General features: G+C 47.6%; 14 protein-coding genes. 6 read left to right on the top strand and 8 right to left on the bottom strand.

Features of this window, described 5'->3' with window-relative positions:
• Positions 1-181: 181 nt before the first annotated feature.
• Positions 182-700, bottom strand: coding sequence for a VOC family protein (locus EXU85_RS21980; RefSeq protein WP_142774153.1), 519 nt, complete (start codon positions 698-700; stop codon positions 182-184).
• Positions 701-1286: 586 nt separating this feature from the next.
• On the opposite strand from EXU85_RS21980, the gene EXU85_RS21975 reads away from it, so the two are divergent.
• Both EXU85_RS21975 and EXU85_RS21970 read left to right on the top strand, forming a co-directional pair.
• Positions 1287-1862 (top strand): antitoxin Xre-like helix-turn-helix domain-containing protein, encoded by a 576-nt coding sequence (locus tag EXU85_RS21975; protein WP_142774152.1) that lies wholly within the window; start codon positions 1287-1289, stop codon positions 1860-1862.
• 24 nt (positions 1863-1886) lie between these two features.
• Positions 1887-2366, top strand: coding sequence for an RES family NAD+ phosphorylase (locus EXU85_RS21970; protein ID WP_142774151.1), 480 nt, complete (start codon positions 1887-1889; stop codon positions 2364-2366).
• Positions 2367-2466: 100 nt separating this feature from the next.
• On the opposite strand, the gene EXU85_RS21965 is transcribed toward EXU85_RS21970, so the two are convergent.
• The 5 genes from EXU85_RS21965 to EXU85_RS21945 form a co-directional block, all read right to left on the bottom strand.
• Positions 2467-3297, bottom strand: coding sequence for a sugar phosphate isomerase/epimerase (locus EXU85_RS21965; protein WP_168207845.1), 831 nt, complete (start codon positions 3295-3297; stop codon positions 2467-2469).
• 109 nt (positions 3298-3406) lie between these two features.
• Complete coding sequence (locus EXU85_RS21960) at positions 3407-3703, bottom strand: hypothetical protein (RefSeq protein WP_142774149.1); 297 nt, start codon at positions 3701-3703, stop codon at positions 3407-3409.
• 5 nt (positions 3704-3708) lie between these two features.
• Positions 3709-4650 carry a RimK family alpha-L-glutamate ligase gene (locus EXU85_RS21955; RefSeq protein ID WP_142774148.1) on the bottom strand — a complete coding sequence of 314 codons (942 nt, stop codon included), beginning with the start codon at positions 4648-4650 and terminating at the stop codon, positions 3709-3711.
• Positions 4647-5432, bottom strand: coding sequence for a hypothetical protein (locus tag EXU85_RS21950; RefSeq protein ID WP_142774147.1), 786 nt, complete (start codon positions 5430-5432; stop codon positions 4647-4649). Before EXU85_RS21950 ends, EXU85_RS21955 begins: the two co-directional genes overlap by 4 nt.
• A 57-nt stretch (positions 5433-5489) precedes the next feature.
• Positions 5490-7328, bottom strand: a complete 1839-nt coding sequence (locus tag EXU85_RS21945; RefSeq protein ID WP_246859190.1) for a M6 family metalloprotease domain-containing protein — start codon at positions 7326-7328, stop codon at positions 5490-5492.
• A gap of 789 nt (positions 7329-8117) precedes the next feature.
• Between EXU85_RS21945 and EXU85_RS21940 the strand changes: the two genes are divergently transcribed.
• From EXU85_RS21940 to EXU85_RS21930, 3 genes are all read left to right on the top strand, one after another.
• Positions 8118-10202, top strand: coding sequence for a histidine kinase dimerization/phosphoacceptor domain -containing protein (locus tag EXU85_RS21940; RefSeq protein WP_142774146.1), 2085 nt, complete (start codon positions 8118-8120; stop codon positions 10200-10202).
• A gap of 145 nt (positions 10203-10347) precedes the next feature.
• The gene (locus tag EXU85_RS21935; RefSeq protein ID WP_142774145.1) at positions 10348-10779 is read left to right on the top strand and encodes a response regulator; all 432 of its coding nucleotides are present in this window, start codon (positions 10348-10350) and stop codon (positions 10777-10779) included.
• A gap of 401 nt (positions 10780-11180) precedes the next feature.
• Positions 11181-11681, top strand: a complete 501-nt coding sequence (locus tag EXU85_RS21930) for a hypothetical protein (protein WP_142774144.1) — start codon at positions 11181-11183, stop codon at positions 11679-11681.
• A gap of 47 nt (positions 11682-11728) precedes the next feature.
• On the opposite strand, the gene EXU85_RS21925 is transcribed toward EXU85_RS21930, so the two are convergent.
• Together EXU85_RS21925 and EXU85_RS21920 are read right to left on the bottom strand one after the other, a co-directional pair.
• Positions 11729-11962, bottom strand: a complete 234-nt coding sequence (locus tag EXU85_RS21925; protein WP_142774143.1) for a hypothetical protein — start codon at positions 11960-11962, stop codon at positions 11729-11731.
• Positions 11963-12236: 274 nt separating this feature from the next.
• Positions 12237-12998 (bottom strand): SDR family NAD(P)-dependent oxidoreductase, encoded by a 762-nt coding sequence (locus EXU85_RS21920; RefSeq protein ID WP_142774142.1) that lies wholly within the window; start codon positions 12996-12998, stop codon positions 12237-12239.
• 562 nt (positions 12999-13560) lie between these two features.
• On the opposite strand from EXU85_RS21920, the gene EXU85_RS21915 reads away from it, so the two are divergent.
• Positions 13561-16839, top strand: coding sequence for a LuxR C-terminal-related transcriptional regulator (locus EXU85_RS21915; protein WP_142774141.1), 3279 nt, complete (start codon positions 13561-13563; stop codon positions 16837-16839).

Raw genomic sequence — 16839 nt, 5'->3', positions numbered from 1 at the left:
CCGATTGGTATTCCAACTGAGTTAGCTACCCCATCCATGCAACGCACCTGAACAGCAGCACACTCGCTAGCAGACCAAATTGAAAGTGCTTGTTTTTCCTCTGAACATAAAGAGCGAGAACAAGAATAAGCGGGGGCTGCCTTCGGCAAAGAGCGTCGCCGTTAGAATCAAGTTTTCAAAATTATTGAAGCGGACCAATTAACTCGATGAACGTACCGTCGGGATCCTGCACAAAAACAAAGTGCGCTTTGGCATTCAGGGGTGTGGGGGTGCTACCCAGAAACGGCACCTTCAGTTGCGTAAGCCGGTCGATGATGGGTTGCAGAGCTTTCACCTGAATGGTGATATACTGCATGCCCGTGTCATCTTGAATATGTTTGGGCTTCGGATGCGCTGGTTTACTTCCCAAACTCATCAATTTCCAGTCGGTGGCTTCCGGGCTGTTTTCGAGCTTCAGGATGGTTACGTTCGTGGCTACACCATTGGTCAGGCCGGAACGTTTGCCAAACTCTTCATTGATGGTAAAGCTGCCAGTTTTGACCATACCGATGCCATTCACGTAAAAGTCAAGCGAGCGTTCGAGGTCGGCGACAACAACCCCTACGCCAATTGTTTTGCTGGCAAAATTGGATTGCCCCAGAGCACTCAGTGCACCCCCAAGTACCATTAGTGTTATTTTGACACATTTATAAAAAGACATCTTAGTCTTGTTCTTCTTGAAAAGAATCATTTGTTACTTCGTTATAAGTATGATTTGATGTAAGCCAGTTACCGTCCCGTTGCTAGCGGTGATTTTTAGTGTTATCGCTTGATTTTCATCTGCGTTCAATCGGATCGTTTATGCCTCGACAAGAAGAATCTCGGCTGGTTTTTCGTTGCTCAGCAAGCTCACGGTCTCCGGCTTTATCGTATTTAAAGTCCGAATATCATTATTCCTACCCGACCGGTTTTTGTCTTGCAGCTGGTAGGTGCCCCCCTAATTTTATGATCGTCCTGTTTTTGGATTGATTAATCAGATGTACAGCTAGAGGAACCAATGTGTTAGGACAAACGAGTTAGATTGACCCTGTTTTGTCCTGATTTTATTGGGACGTTTAAGTGGACGATTTCTGAGCAGGAGAGCGGGTATTTACGCCCTGAATTCAGTTTATACCTGTCAACTCTATTTCGTAGTATACGCGCCAGAAATTACTACCTGGATTTCTAATGAAGTTCTTGCGGACTAAGGTCTCCTGAAATTTATTTTGAAATAATTCAGTTATATTCATGCAAAACTTCATAGAACTATGGTGACGCCATCCATAAAGCAGTCTGGTCTTGGCTGGGGCTTTTCAACCACTGATCTAATTCTACAGGCTCGTCAGAAGTTACCCCGTAGCCGGGTCGACGAAGTAGCCCTATTAGGAGGTTTAACCAAAAAGCAGATGGCGCTTGTTTTGGGGATCACCGAACGAAATTTATATAATCATCATCAAGGGGAATTATCCGTTCCACTTTCTGAACGGCTATTATTGCTGGAGAAATTATTTCAGCACGGACTGGCTATCTTTGATGGGCACCGGGAGGGATTTTACAACTGGCTTCGTACACCCTTAGCTGAGTTGGCAACGCCTGAGGTAGGTTTTGCTCCCCCTGTAACAGACTATGTCCCCCGCCCCATGGCCGAGATGGGTACGAAGCAAGCGCCCACCGACCTGTCGGCGGCCGCGCAGGCCCGTCGGGAGCGATTGGCCAATCCTGGCGTAGTTGCCAGAGAATCTATGCCGCCTTATCCGACTCCTTTATCGTTACTGGATACGGTGACTGGGTGTAAACTGGTTGATAATGTCTTTACCCGCATCGAGTCCGGGGTATTTAGCTAAGTCCGGTAGCAACAAGGAATTGGTGTGAAAGTCTATCGCATTTTAAAAGAGCCTTATTGGCATGATCCGTTATCGGTGATTGGGGCCGAGATGGCCGGTGGACGTTGGAATCCATCGGGTATAGGTATTCTCTATACAGCTACTTCACCAGCTTTAGCGTTGCTGGAAACGTTAGTTCATTTCCCTAAAATACCCTATGACCAGCTTCCTGCCTTGCGCATCTTCACGTTACAAATTCCAGACGGTGAGGTCCGATGGATATATCCTGAATTGTTGCCCGATGAGTGGGCTTATCCAACGGCTTTACCCTTAACGCAGTCAATTTTTGCGGAGTGGCTGCAAAGTCCACTTGACCTGGGAATAGGCGTACCGTCAGCGGTTATGGATATCTCTCACAATGTGCTATTGCATCCCAAACACCGCCTATATCAGGACATAACTATTTTGGGTAGTCAAGATCTGATTCTGAATCAGCGCTTATGGAACAATCCAACCACCTATTGAGGGCAACTATAGAATTCAATGGGACGATTACCTAAACGATTTTTACGTAGAAAAGGGGATAAATGACTGTCAACCCTACCTGTAACATGTAACATACGGTTTATCGACCCAGGACTTTTGTTGCGCCAAAACTAGTGGTTAAACTAGGCCATACTGAGGGGTGGAAATGGCCATCCTGTTCCACGATGGAGTACTGTAAGCCCGCTTGTTTAGCGTGTTTAAAGAGTCGTTTATAATCAATACTTCCTTTTCCAACCTCTGTATTGGCCGTACGGTCCTGCTTGTCCATATCCTTGACATGCCAGATGGGAAAACGACCCGGATAGTTCTGAATGTACGTCAGAGGGTCAATATTCATACGGGCAAACCAGTAGAGCTCCATCTCCATGATCATCAGCTTGGGATCAATCTGTTTCAGAAACAACTCATAGGGTACAACGCCATCGAAGGTTTCAAAGTCGTACCCATGATTATGATAGCCGAACTGAACGCCGTGTTTTTTGCATAACTCACCTAACCGGGTATATTCATCCACCGCCCGCTTGGTTGTTTCCAGATCAGTCAGTTTGTTATACGGAACGATCATGTACTTGAGTCCTACTTCGGCGGCTTGTGTGATCGAGGTTTCGGCCGTTTTACCCAGGTTAAAGTGACTGGCAAAAAGCGTCATTCCCAGATCATGGGCTATTTTGGTAAACTCAGCGGGTTTCAGACCAAAATATATGCCTTTGTCGCCCTGGTAGGATTCGAGTAAGGTATAGCCAATGGCAGCTAATTGTTTGAGCGTTCCAACGGGGTCCTGATTCATCCACTCCCGAACGGTGTAGAGCTGAATACCAATCGGGTAATTACCCAGGGCCTGGGCAGAGCTAAAGGGGAGTCCGGCTGCCAGTGACCCGGCTGCGACAAGAAAATTTCGACGTGAAAGCATGCAAAGAGAACCAGAAGTATAGTATCTATTGGCCAAAGCCAGTGAAGGCCGCATTCCTACCCGTTACAAGGGCGTAGTATTAAAAGGCAATAGGGTAGGAGCAAACACATCATTCATTCAGTACGTGGAGGCTTCCTGGCTGGGCATACAATCGGCCACTGGCTGTTATGTGCAGAATAAGCTCAACCGCCTGCCCAGGTGTAATCGTAGTGTCTGCCAGATCGGCTGTTGGTACATAGATCCGAGCTTTGGTAAGTGCTTTAGGCGAAATGAGATCCGCAATCCCTTCAAGGCTACTCGTTTGTTGAATGGACAGGGCCATTTCGCCGAAATTATCCGTATCACTTTCGGCAGAAAAGGTCTTGATAATACCCCGGACGCGTGTCCAGTTTTCGATGATTTGCATAGACTTTACCGGGCAGTACCCGTAGAAAGGTAACGCACAATAGCATCTGAAATAGGTAACCCGGCCTCATGTTGAAAATAAGTATAACCGGGCGACGGATTGACTTCAAAACAATAGTATTCACCTGAATCGGTCTGGAAAAGATCAATTCCACACAGTGGTAAATTTAGTTGTTTCGATAGTGCAAAGCACTGTTTTTGCACACGTTCAGGTAACTCAACCGGATACATCGTTGTTTGCCCTCCGGCTGAATGAGCATACCGATAGTCAACGTTTGTGCTGCTGATATGAGCTGAAAAAAGCTGATCACCCACAACATGCACCCGAATATTGTGCCCTTGCAGGCAGGCCTGAAACTGTGTTGGTAATGCCGACAGATGGTTCAGGCGGGTCCGATAGCTTGCGTCGAGTACTTTTACAATTGACCGGGTCGAACTGATCGACTTAAAAATTAGGGAACCCTGTTCTTCTTCAAACGCGTTAACGGCGGCTGGCTGATTGGTTATCAGAGTAGCTGGAACTCCCAAGCCTATCTCTCGAATTGTTGCGAGCTGATAGGGTTTTGAAAAATTCGAGCCCATCGCTTCGGGTCGATTCATGACCCGCACCGGCAGAAAGTCCGTAAGCTGGCTGAACACGGTATTGATAAAAAAACGTCGCTGCTTCATATCGGGCGTGAGCGAATGACGTGTACCGTTAACATACGTATCGGGGAAGGTTTCCGGTGGCATCATGCGTACATAAATCCCATCGAGTGCCATCAGGTCGATCCACTGTCCGGCAATGCATAAATCAGCCTTGAGACAATTGTTCGTTAGACTAGTGTGCAATTCATAATGACCCGCATCCCGCTGGTTGAACACGGCAAAATCAATGCCTAAGGCTTCTGCGCTTTCAATAACCTGCGCCGTAGGATCTTCGGAGACAATACCCGCAATGAGAATCATAGTACATGGTCAATAAGGGTAGTAGACGTGGCGTAGTAGATCAGGTACTGGGCCAGCGCCGATAACTCATCCGGGGTTCGTAGTGCAACCTGTGTCTGGTAATCGGTTGCCTTCCAGTCGCCCTGAACTGTACGGATAAAGTAGACCTGAAGCAAGTCGGAACCAAGATCGGCCTGTAACTGATGAATAGCGGGCTTGAACCTACCTGCCAATGAACCCGTCAGACTTTTCCCCGTTGCCAGCACCGAGTCGGACTGTATAGAAAGGGGCTCCTGTTGCCATTTCCCCGTCCGATTATCAAGCTGGCCCTGTTGAGAAAGTGACCGATCCATTGTTGATACCGATAAGTTGGTTACGGGTAGGCCGGCCTGCGCCAATTGGTAGAGTCGTAGTAAGGGATTGGCGGAAGTGGCCGCTAGTGAGGTTGGGAGTAGCGCGCCAACCAGTGCCGATCCCAGATGGCGAAGCCACCCGGCTATCATAGCGTGCCATTCTGCCTGAGCATAGTCCGTGTCTGCCTGATGGCGAAAAGCGGCTGATTGCAGGTACGATAGGCGCGAATACACCGTATCGACCGTATCAGATGACAATACCCGCCCATCGGCCAGGACAATGCGCCACTCAGAAGTTGCCGTCGAGAGCGAAATCTGCCAGTCGGGTGCCGTAATCAGGTCCAGATCGGTGACAAACTCAACCCGTAACTGGCTCTGCTGCCGGATATAGTTAGCTAAAGCCAAAGCGATTGTGTCCTGGCTCTGAGCAAGAATGACGAGTGTCTGCATAGGTTAATGAGTTCGCTAGGCGTAGCCGACACGTGCGGCTACGCCTAGCGAACTCAATTAGAGCGTGTCAGGCACTTTCGAATCCAACGTCCGTTTACTGTCTGCATCCAGCTCAGGGTCAACGGCTGCCTGGTCGGTTTCCTGTCGGTAAGCTCCATTGATCAAGTCGGGACGTAACGACTGGCTGATAAAGGGTTCCAGCGCATTCATTCGATTCTCGAGAGCCGATACACGCCCCAGTACGTCGGGCGTGCCAGTTCCTAAACCAAAGCCTCCTCCCTGTTCTGCCAATTTCCCTTCGGTCAATTTGCCATCGCCGGGCTTCTCAAAGTTTTCCTTGACTGGCTTATCGAATTGCGGTTTCTCAAGTATCAGATCTTTTTGCTCTTTGGCGAATTCCTTTTCTTTTATCAGCTCCTTTCGTTCTTTGGCCAGCTCCTTATCCTTGACTACGTCTTTATCCTTTACTTCTTTTATAAGCACTTTACAACGAACCTGAAACTGCGCCGACATGGTGGCCGCCGAATCGCTGATTGATGTAATGGCAACGCAGGTACTCGAGCCTGCATACGAATTTGAGTTCGGCGTACTGGAGTTAGTAAATGAGCGATTGTTCGACGAGCCAGGATAAGGATCACCCGCGTCGCCCCGGTTAAATCCATTAATCTTCTCAAGATCACGAAGACCATCGGCCTGCATCAGCGCCACTTTGTAATGGGCTTCATTGGTATTATCGGCAACCGCATCATCGATATGCCAGATCAGCAAACCACCCTGGGGAAGATGATCATCAAAACCGGTTTTCTGGCGGTTTTCAACCAGAAAATACTCACTGCCTGCTCCCCCGGTTTTCCAGAGCCGATTCACCCGAAAGCTGGACTTTACGTCGGGAATGCTGACCAGGCCATTGGAGGTCTGATTCAACACCGTCACCCAGCCCTGCTGAACCTTGCACCAGGCTGATGGATGGGCAGGTCGGTTACCACCTCCATTCCAGCTACCACCTGCCATGAGGCACCAGTTCCCAATACCTTCGCTGGCGTTTATTTCATCTGTATCATACAGGTCTGGAAAGCCGAACAGCAGATGCCCCAGTTCGTGGGCACATACCCCTAATTTACAGTCTTCCGGAACGGTCAGGTAGGCGTAGATACTTTTGCCATCGGCAGCATAAACACTGGGTAATACCCATTTATGCGACCATATATCCGTAAGTGCCGTTGTTTCTTCAGCTCCACGCCCAGCGTGAATGACAATGAACGCGTCGACGAAACCGTTGCCATCATTATCGTAACTGCCAAAATTAATGAGGGGATTTGCCAATTGAGCTGCCTCCTGCGCCATTGTACGGGCATTGGGCAAGACGTTCCCTCTGCCCGATGCACCGTGTGCGTAGTAAGACATTGGGTGTGAAAGCGTAACCGGGCCAATTACCTGGCCCTGAATGTCGACGGCATTGTTCGACACCTCGCGGTAATACTCACGTAGGCTACCCGTAGGCACAACACCCAACGAGAAGAACAAATTGGTATAATGACTGACTGGCTGCGTAATTGCGCGATCCGAAAAGTTGACTAACACAACAGCCACACGGACCGCTCCCCGTAACGGAGCACGGTCTGCTGCGGCATTGCTGGCTATGGATGCAGTTGTACCTAATGGAAAGAGCGTGCCCGGAAAGATCAGCCCATCATCGAGACCAACCGCTTTCGTTTGTCTGAACGCAATATTTGCCGCAAACGGACTGTCTAGCTTTTGAAGTTTATCCAGTTCTTTCTTGATTTTTTCCTGTGCTTCAGGCGAGGGAGGGACGAGCATGCATGACTCGTTAACGAGGGCCGGTACACCTGAAACCGATTGCATATCGGCTACGACAGGTTTTGTTTTCTTGTTCATGATTTACTGGTTTTACTGGTACGGAATAGACTATATTGAACATCAATACAAACCTACAAAGACCAATAACGCCAGTAAACAGGAGTTATACGGATTGTGCTAAGTAAAAATACTCATATTTTTACCTGATATTGTCCAGTAAAAATAGGGTGATAACCACCGTAAATCCTGCAACGTTTGCCCTATAAACGCCACGACCTATAGTCACATATACTTGGTTACCCAGCTAACGGTTTGATCTTGTAGCCATATATTTTCGCACAGAAAAGGTTCAGATGACGTTGCGCACAAGGCCTCATGATCAACGTGGGAACCCCTTGGTTATTGATGAATTTTGCCGATTCGATCGAGCCAGAGAGCCATTTGAGCTAGGGTGGAGGTAGCCACCCCAAGTAGTAAGTAGCGACTCACTGTCGCCAACTGATCAGGTTGGAACAACCGTTTCTAAAAAACAGCTCGAATTAGAGGTTTAACTGAACGGTAGTATACCCAAAAGAGGGATAACGATGAACGAGAACCGTTTTAGTCACTAGTAACCCTAATTCGTAGCATACACATCCGAGTAGGTTGACAGGCTAGCGAGGCTTATTGACCCCGTTGAGTAACTAGTATCCTGCTATTTTCGGGTGTTAATAGTTTTAATGGCTGAACAGATGATAACTGGTAAAAATAATGTGATTATATTCCGCTTTGAGTAAGCAAAACGGAGTATAATCACATTATTTTTACCAGTTACGGTAACGTGATTCTTACTTCGCTGATCTTTTTAACCTTCTTTTCCCTAGCTACATGATACCTCACCATTGGTGTATTGCCAGCGTGCTTCTTCTGCTGACACTCGTGGGCTATCCAGCAATGGCCCAGCAAAAGAATACGGATAGACGCCCCATATTGCTTTCCCGTAATTTACCGGACACGAGTCGGGCTCAGTCGTACTACGATATTGCCAACGCTTTCTATAAACAGGGTCAGTCGGATTCGGCTGAGACCTACCTGAAATTGGTGGCTCAACTTAGCCAGCAACTAAATTACCAGGTGGGATTAGGCGACTATAACCGGCTACAGGGCGTAATACGAATGCACCAGGGGCTATACGAAGAGGCTCTGATTTGCTACCAGGCTGCTATTACGCACTATACCAAAGCGGGAAAACCGGCTCTATCTTCTCCGGTGTATAATAATATGGGCTGGCTTTATAAGATGATGGGCGACAGTCAACACGTTCGTAATCTGACCAAACAGGGTCTGGCTCACATTCAGCAGGCTATCGCCCTCAATCAGCGTTTTAACCTGACAGCCCAGTTGGTCGATAATTATATCAATGCGGGTATTATCTACGAGGATATGGGGCAGTACCCGATCGGTCGAGACTATTTTTTTAAGGCCATCGCCATCAACGATCAGCTGCATGCAGGCGCCGAAGCTTACCGCGTTCTGTATAACAACCTCGGCAAAAACTATAACGTAACAGGCCAGTATCAAACGGCTATTACCTACCTAAAAAAGGCAATAACGATCAATCTGCCCCTAAAAAAACTCAGTAGTCTGGCCCATAACTACCGCAATCTGTCCTTCGCCTACCGGGGGCTGAACCGCCCGGACTCGGCTGTTTATTACGCCGAAAAATCGCTGGATGCCGTAAAAGCTGCTAAGGAATCGCCATTGACAAGTTCAGTGTATGGTGAGTTAGCTCGTGCGTACGCAGCCGTCGGAAATTATCAGAAAGCATACGCGGCCGTAACGATGCACAAACGGGTAGAAGATTCCCTGATGACGCTCGACAAAACCCGCACGATTGCCCAATTGCAGGGCCGCTACGCCCTGCAACAGGCTAATGCGCTGGCAACCATTAAAGCGAACCTGGAACTGGCCGAAACGCAGGCCATTGCTCAGGTAGAAGCCCGCAAGGCAAAGGAGATTGCGCTTATTGAGTCGGAGGAGACCCGCCGGATTGCGCAGATCAAAGCAATGGCCGAGGTCGAGAAAGCCAAAGCGGTGGCCGAGCTGGAAACCAAGTATGATACCCAGAAGAAAATCACCCAGATTGCGCAACTTGATCAGCACAATCAACAGCGCGCGCAGAAAATCAAGTACATGACGGGGGGATTGGGGATACTGCTGGTGTTGCTGAGTACTCTGGTCGCTCAATACTTCATTATCCGCCAAACAAACCAGCGACTATCGATTCAGAACAGTATCATTACCGCGAACAGTCAACAGCTAGGCAATCAGGCGGATCAGTTACGTGTACTGATGAAGGAACTGCACCATCGCGTTAAAAATAACTTAGCCATCGTGTCCAGTCTACTAAAACTCCAATCGAACCGGCTCGACGATGAAAAGGCCATTCAGGCAGTGCGGGTTGGTCAGCAACGCGTTGAGGCTATGTCATTGATTCACCAGCGGCTTTACCAGACCGATCAGCTCACGACCGTAAACATGGCTGAATACCTCACCGATCTGGCCGACAGTCTGATACAAGCGTATGGATACCAGCGTGATACGTTCGACCTGCAACTCAATGTCGATCTGCCCGAACTGGATGTCGATGTGGCCATCCCTTTGGGATTGATTGTGAACGAACTGGCTACCAATGCCTTTAAATATGCCTATTTGGCCGGGCAGCGGCCGTTGCTTCGGATTGAGCTTCAGCAGAATCGGCACGAAGGTCGAACGGGTATGACGTTGGAAGTGCAGGATAATGGACCGGGCATTGATCTTTCTGACGGGCAGCAACTCAACCCGCGAAATTCATTTGGTAAACGCCTGATTACCTCCCTGAGCGAACAACTCGATGGCCATGGCGAATGGTTACTACAGAATGGTACTCTGTTTCGGCTTTCGATTCAGGACACCCGACTGGTGGTAGCGTAGGTTACGGCTATAGCTCAATGCCAGGCGACTGTACGCCTGATCCTACCTTACTTTTGTTATATTTGTTAGTCTGCCCTTCAGAAAATCGAACGATCACTGTGGCTGACAACTTACAAAAACCGTAATTACGTTTGACCTACATACTATGACGAGCAAAGCTCCAATTGTTGTTATTGAAGATGACGAGAATGATAAACTCTTTATTCAGGAAGCAATTAAAAGTTTGGAAGTTATTAATCCACTGGTCTTTTTTAGTAACGGCGTTGAGGCCATTGAGTATTTAATTGCTACCCTGGAACCCCCTTTAGTGATTTTATGCGATGTAAATATGCCGAACATGAATGGTATAGAACTTCGTCAGCTTATTGATCTGAATGCGTATCTAAAAATGAAGTCTATTCCGTTCGTTTTTTTAACAACAGCTGCCGACCAAGGCCTTGTCAATCAGGCTTATAGCATGACTATTCAGGGATATTTTAAAAAAGAAACCACCTTTGCCCTCCTGAAAGCACAGATGAGTGCTATCATCGATTATTGGGACAAGTGTTTGCATCCCAATAGTAGTTTTAACGATTAACCAAACTCTGCTACTACCTGAAAGATAAAGTTACATCGAACTGTCCTTTTATAAAGAGGTCAATTTTAAACGGATAGCCACACGCAATATACTACGAAGGACATCAGTCTAGCTATTTATTTACCTGTTAATGGTTGCATACAGGATAACAGATAGTTCAACCCAAGACCATATCCTAATTCATATACACGTGTATTGATTTTGCCGGTCAGAATTTTGTTTTTGCAGGAGATCACCCCGATTTTTTGAATGACTATACGCTTCTTCTCGTGTTCCGGCCCAAAGAGTACGTAACACGAATGCAGCTAGGGTAGGAAAGATTGGGAGTCCTGTTTTTAGCAGATGGGAAGGAAAACATACTTAATTCGTAAAGCGACAGGTTTATTTAACGTTAATCGGGCATGATTTTCTATTTAACCGCGGTTAATCAACAAGGAGAACGCCAGAAGTTCTATTTTGAAAATTCAGAATTAGAAAAAGGCTTCGAGGTTTTAACCAATATCTCGTCAAGAGGCCATGTTCTGCTAAACGCTTCCGTGTGTGATGGAGACAGTTTACTTCAACTGCCTGTTGAGGCTTTCGATGGGCAACCCTGTCTGCCAGCTATCCGAGCCTTAGAGCAAGAATGGCTGACCGTTCTAAAATCCCCAACCCCTGTTAAATCCATCTGCCATTCCTGGGCTAGTGAATTTATAACCAACCGGATCAATCGACACGAAAGCAGTATTGTCAAGTTAGAAATGGCCATTAGTCGAATGCAGCATCGGCTTGCCAATGTACAGTCTATCAATTCTAAAGAGTCTTACCGAAGTACTTCACTTCGGCAACTTGAGCATACCCTTAACCGATTTCAATCCAGCCTGGCTACCGAGCGAGCGAGTTTAGACAGGCTGGCAAAATGATAACCTTGATTGTGGTTGACTAGTGCATAATTGGACGAAATTCGGCCTTAGGCAACGGCTGGTCGGTTGACTCGGAGTTTGACGAGCATCCCGTCCTGGCTCTGGTAGATTAGAATACCATCGAACTGGCGGACGAGCAATTCCACCAACTGGGTGCCGAAGCCCGTTTCGTTAACTGCTTCCACAGGCTGCTTGCCGATGTCATATTCGATAGCCCGTTGTAGCCCAATTGTTCGAATTGGGTTGGCGATGTAGGCGTAGGGATGGGTTGTTTTGGCCACTCAAAAGCCAAGCTCAAATTCAATGGACCGGCTTCTTATGTTGCTGATTTTTCGGCACAGTAGAGTAGACTCGAACAGTATGTGCCAGCAGGGCACCGAACCACGGCGTCGAAGTCAGGGAATAAAAATCAAATTTTTTTTCCATTCACACCCTAGACAGATCGGGGATGCACTTCAATTGAAGATTCGACCTACTTATCTAACCTGCCACTATGGTAGTTGTAATGCATTGTGTATAGGAGATTGAAAGAAGGTTTAAGCAGTAGCCAACCAGTCATTGTCTTGATGCCCGGAGGGCTGGCAGACCGATACCCGTAGCATCGAATCCGCCATCAACGGCAATCATCTGCCCTGTAATAAAGGAGGCCTTTTCAGAGCAAAGAAAGACGACTGTTTCGGCGATATCCTGCTCAGTTGCCGAGCGATTCAATGGGATGCCATCATAATAGGCTTTGATAATTTCTGGTGAATGAACGGCTTCCGCCAACTTAGTCTTTACCGGGCCAGGTGACACGCAGTTGACCCGAACACCATAATCTCCCAGTTCTACGGCCAGTTGCTTGGTTAGGTGAACAACAGCTGCTTTTGAGGTTCCATAGGCGACACGCAGGGTACTGGCGCGAAGAGCAGAAATAGAGGCTATATTGACGACGCACCCCCGACTCTCTTTCAACGCTGGTATAACTGCCTGTGTACAAAGAAAAACGCCATCCAGATTCGTAGCCATAATCGTTCGCCAGGCGTCAAAATCCGTTTTTTCGAGCGGTTGGAAAATGGCTACCCCTGCGTTATTGATCAATGCATCGATGCGTCCGAACGTATCGAGTACGTTTGATACCATTTCTTGAACCATGATCGGTGTAGAAACGTCACAATAAATCGGCAGGGTACCTGGCAATTCTTCCGATGCTTTTTGTAACTCCGCTGCGTCATAGTCAACCATAGCGACACGCCAATGATCATTCAAAAATAATTTTGTTGTTGCAAGCCCGATCCCGCGGGCCGCCCCTGTTACAATGGCAATTCTGTTTGTCATAGTGTTTAGGTAACGCTATACTGTTTCTTCATTGAATGGGCTTTTTCCCTGGTAATGTATGGTACCAACAACCCCTTATTTATTAGGGAAAGGTAGTGCCTGATTTTAAGGATCAAACCAACTGAACTTGATCGCAATGAAGTGATTTTATTTGTTCTTTTCGTACTGCTCCCGGAAAGAGTGTTCGCTAAGCGTTACTACCCAGTAAATACTGATTGATATTATCAGCCGAAAACCAGCAGATGTGAGGTTTCTAAAAAGAACTACCTGGGTCGAGCAAACTAAAACTGGCCGTTGATCAAACACGCTCGTTCAGATTGCCAAGGCACATCGGTAGATGGAGAACGGGTGCTAAAAAGGAAATGGAGCCCTAACGTTGCCCGAGACGTAAGCGTTTAGGCCGTTTGGATTCGTCAGAACCGGGATTTTTAATCGAGCATCTCTCGGTGCCTGTCTGGTACGTACCTAACCGGTTGTATCATCTTGCCTGACAAAGACTTATATCCGCTTCATAGTCGATTTCTTTCGATACCTTGTGCCCACGCCCCCAAACGAATAGGTCATGGATGAAAATAAAGTGCGGCAATTAGCTGCGATCATGTTTGCCGACATTATTGGCTATACAGCGTTAACGCAGCGAGATGAACAGGTTGCCTCACTTGTTCGGGCGCGCCATCGTGGGGTATTTGAGCAACAACATCTGGTACACCAGGGAAGGATTATACAGTATTATGGCGATGGCGTATTAAGTGTGTTTAAAAGTGCTGTCGAAGCCGTTCAATGTGCTATTGCCATTCAAAAAAGCTTGCGGGAGGGAGAGCCTGTTGCCCTCCGCATAGGCCTGCACATGGGCGATATTGTGTTTGACCAGACAGAAGTGTATGGCGATGGCGTGAACGTAGCTTCCCGGATCGAAAACCTTGGCGTGGCTGGGGCTATTCTTATATCAGGGAAATTAAATGATGAACTGAGCAATCAGCCAACGATTTCAACGGCCTCTTTAGGCCATTTTGCGCTAAAAAATGTAACAGACACCGTAGAAGTATTTGCCATTACGAATCCAGGTATCCAGGTTCCACTGCCCACCCAACTCAAGGGAATACAGGTCCTACCTAACAAACTCAGTACTGTGCTTCCTGTGGCCGATAGGAATAGCCATAAGGAGAACGATGTGCTGTTAACAAAACTGCATATTTCTCCGCCCGGTAGCCAAACCGTTCATCGCTCAGAGCTTTTTGATAAACTGACTGCGGGCCTGAAAACTAAATTAATGCTCATTTCGGCACCGGCAGGCTTTGGGAAAACAACGCTGGTTAGTGACTGGATCATTCAGCAGCAGATTCCTGCGGCCTGGTATTCTATCGATACCAGCGATAATGATGCGGCCGAATTTTTGAGTTATCTGATTTCCGCCATTCAGGAACTCTTTCCTCAATTTGGCGATAATGCGATGAAACTGCTGCACTCGCCAGGTCAGATAAGTCAGCGGTCTGTTGTTCAGCTTTTGCTGAATGAACTGCTGGCATTCCCCACCCACTTCTGCCTCGTACTGGACGATTTACATGTCATTACGAACCGGGAGATTTTAGACTTGTTGGCCTATTTTATCGAGCATATACCCTCTACCATCCACCTGGTTATTCTCACCCGGGCCGACCCCAGTTTACCCATCGCAAAACTGAGAAGTCAGCACCAGTTAGTCGAGTTAAGGGCAGCTGACCTTAGTTTTTCGCCGACTGATATTCATCTTCTGTTTAACCGGACCCTTAAATTAAAGCTCAGTACGGCAGATGTTCAGGCCCTGGCTTATAAAACCGAAGGTTGGATTGCGGGTTTGCAACTCATTGCTATTGCCCTCCATGGGCGAGACGATAGCGCTGCTTTTATTCAGAATTTTAAGGGAGATAACCGGTATATCATGGATTATCTGATTGAGGAAGTGCTAAAGATACAAACCCCCGAAGTCAGAGAATTTTTACTGCAAACCTCCCTCTTAGACCAATTGTCCGGACCGCTTTGCGATGCTGTTCTGGATCGTCAGGATAGTCAAACGATTCTCGAAACGCTGGAGAAGAATAACGTTTTTATCATTTCGCTAGATACGGAGCGCAAGTGGTACCGGTATCATCACCTGTTCGCCGATTTATTAAAACAACGTCTTTACACAAAAGAGAAAGCGCTTGTGAGTAGGCTACATACTAATGCAAGCGCCTGGTTTGAGCAGAACCACCAGATTCCCCTGGCCATTGAGCATCTGCTTCAAACCCAGAATTATGATAAAGCCATTGAGTTGCTGGTCAACGTAGCGGAGAGCCTGTGGGAAACTGGTCTCCACTCGTCTATTATGAACTATGGTGACCGATTGCCGGGCGAGCTTATAAAAAAGAATCCGGGCTTTAGCTTATTCTACGCCTGGGTATTGATTACGGCCGGACAACTTCAAAAGGCCGCCCCTTTTTTGGTCAGTGCCGAACAACTGACCCGGCAAACGATCGCAAACGGGTCAGCTACGCCAGACCAGCATAAATTAATAGGCAAACTGGCGGTGGCTATGGCTTACCAGCATTCCTTTCTGGGCAAGCCGGATATAATCCTTGACTACTGCCGGATCGCGCTGGACAATCTTTCGGAAGAAGACCCTTTATGGTTCAGTTGGGGATGGTATGCGGTAGGGACGGCCCAGCTAGCCAATGGAAACCTCCAAGAAAGCACCGAGGCCTTAAAAAAGGCCTTGGCGTTCGGTAAGAAATCGGGCAACATTTACCTCATAACCACCATTGCTACTACCCTGGCTTTCAATGAGGGGAGATTAGGGCACTATAAAGTTTCCTACCAACGTAGCGTTGATCTTCTGGAATTTCTGAAAGAAAATGGGTATGCTTCCCTGGTAAAAACAGACTGGACGTTTGCCGTTTTATTTGCCAACATGGCGGCTATCCAGTACTTCTGGGCCGATCTGGAGGAGGCTGCGGAAAACATAAAAATAGCCTATAACCTATGTATTCAGGAAGCGGATATGACCTCCAAAGTGTTGGTGTTGGTCGTTTATGCGGTGGTGTTGCATGGGCAGGGAGATCTGGTAGGGGCGGAACAGAAAATAAAGGAAATGGAAACGATCATGCAAAAACACAAGGTCAATCCATTCCGGGAGTCTATGTACATTGGCATAAAAGCCACGTTGCTCGTGATCCAGAACGAGCTGGAAAAAGCCCGCGCTTTTCTTGACATGCATGGCGTTGAAACAGGCAAGCCCATTTCGTATACCGAGGAGTACCGCTACATGTCGCTGGTTCAGCTGCTCATGGCCGAACATAAACTAGAGGATGCCTTTCAACTGCTGTCCCAGCTCTATGAGATGGCCAGCACTCAGAATCGAATTGAGCGCATGATAGAAATCAACGTGTTTCTTACCCTGGTTTTCCTGGCGACGGGCGAGCGGGAAAAAGCGCTGTCGAGCTTAACCGACTCGCTGCGCTATGCGGCCACCGATGACATTTTAATGTATCACCTCAATTACCTGGATAAGATCAACCCGCTGCTCCAAGAAGTATTTAAAAGTCAGGCAACCGCAGCGGAAAAACTCCCCCAACAGTTTATCGATAAACTCAGGCGGAAGATTGAAAAACGCAAAAACTCTCCCGCTGTCCAGTTCAACCTAACCACCCGCGACCGGGAAGCCCTCCAGTTGATGGCCGGGAATCTGACCAACCAGGAAATAGCCGACACGCTATTCATCTCCCTGAATACGGTGAAAACCCGACTGAAAGATCTGTACATAAAACTGGATGTGGACAGCCGCAGTAAAGCTGTAGAAAAAGCCAGGCAACTGCGTTTGCTTTAA

The sequence above is a fragment of the Spirosoma sp. KCTC 42546 genome, assembly GCF_006965485.1.
Classification (GTDB): domain Bacteria; phylum Bacteroidota; class Bacteroidia; order Cytophagales; family Spirosomataceae; genus Spirosoma.
This window is presented reverse-complemented; position numbering and strand designations above follow the sequence as displayed.

Bases quoted from the DNA above. Each gene is read 5' to 3' on its own strand.
- EXU85_RS21940 (WP_142774146.1), top strand. From the start codon at position 8,118: ATGATACCTCACCATTGGTGTATTGCCAGCGTGCTTCTTCTGCTGACA.
- EXU85_RS21955 (WP_142774148.1), bottom strand. From the start codon at position 4,650: ATGATTCTCATTGCGGGTATTGTCTCCGAAGATCCTACGGCGCAGGTT.
- EXU85_RS21960 (WP_142774149.1), bottom strand. From the start codon at position 3,703: ATGCAAATCATCGAAAACTGGACACGCGTCCGGGGTATTATCAAGACC.
- EXU85_RS21965 (WP_168207845.1), bottom strand. From the start codon at position 3,297: ATGCTTTCACGTCGAAATTTTCTTGTCGCAGCCGGGTCACTGGCAGCC.
- EXU85_RS21980 (WP_142774153.1), bottom strand. From the start codon at position 700: ATGTCTTTTTATAAATGTGTCAAAATAACACTAATGGTACTTGGGGGT.
- EXU85_RS21950 (WP_142774147.1), bottom strand. From the start codon at position 5,432: ATGCAGACACTCGTCATTCTTGCTCAGAGCCAGGACACAATCGCTTTG.
- EXU85_RS21930 (WP_142774144.1), top strand. From the start codon at position 11,181: ATGATTTTCTATTTAACCGCGGTTAATCAACAAGGAGAACGCCAGAAG.
- EXU85_RS21975 (WP_142774152.1), top strand. From the start codon at position 1,287: ATGGTGACGCCATCCATAAAGCAGTCTGGTCTTGGCTGGGGCTTTTCA.
- EXU85_RS21920 (WP_142774142.1), bottom strand. From the start codon at position 12,998: ATGACAAACAGAATTGCCATTGTAACAGGGGCGGCCCGCGGGATCGGG.
- EXU85_RS21935 (WP_142774145.1), top strand. From the start codon at position 10,348: ATGACGAGCAAAGCTCCAATTGTTGTTATTGAAGATGACGAGAATGAT.
- EXU85_RS21945 (WP_246859190.1), bottom strand. From the start codon at position 7,328: ATGAACAAGAAAACAAAACCTGTCGTAGCCGATATGCAATCGGTTTCA.
- EXU85_RS21915 (WP_142774141.1), top strand. From the start codon at position 13,561: ATGGATGAAAATAAAGTGCGGCAATTAGCTGCGATCATGTTTGCCGAC.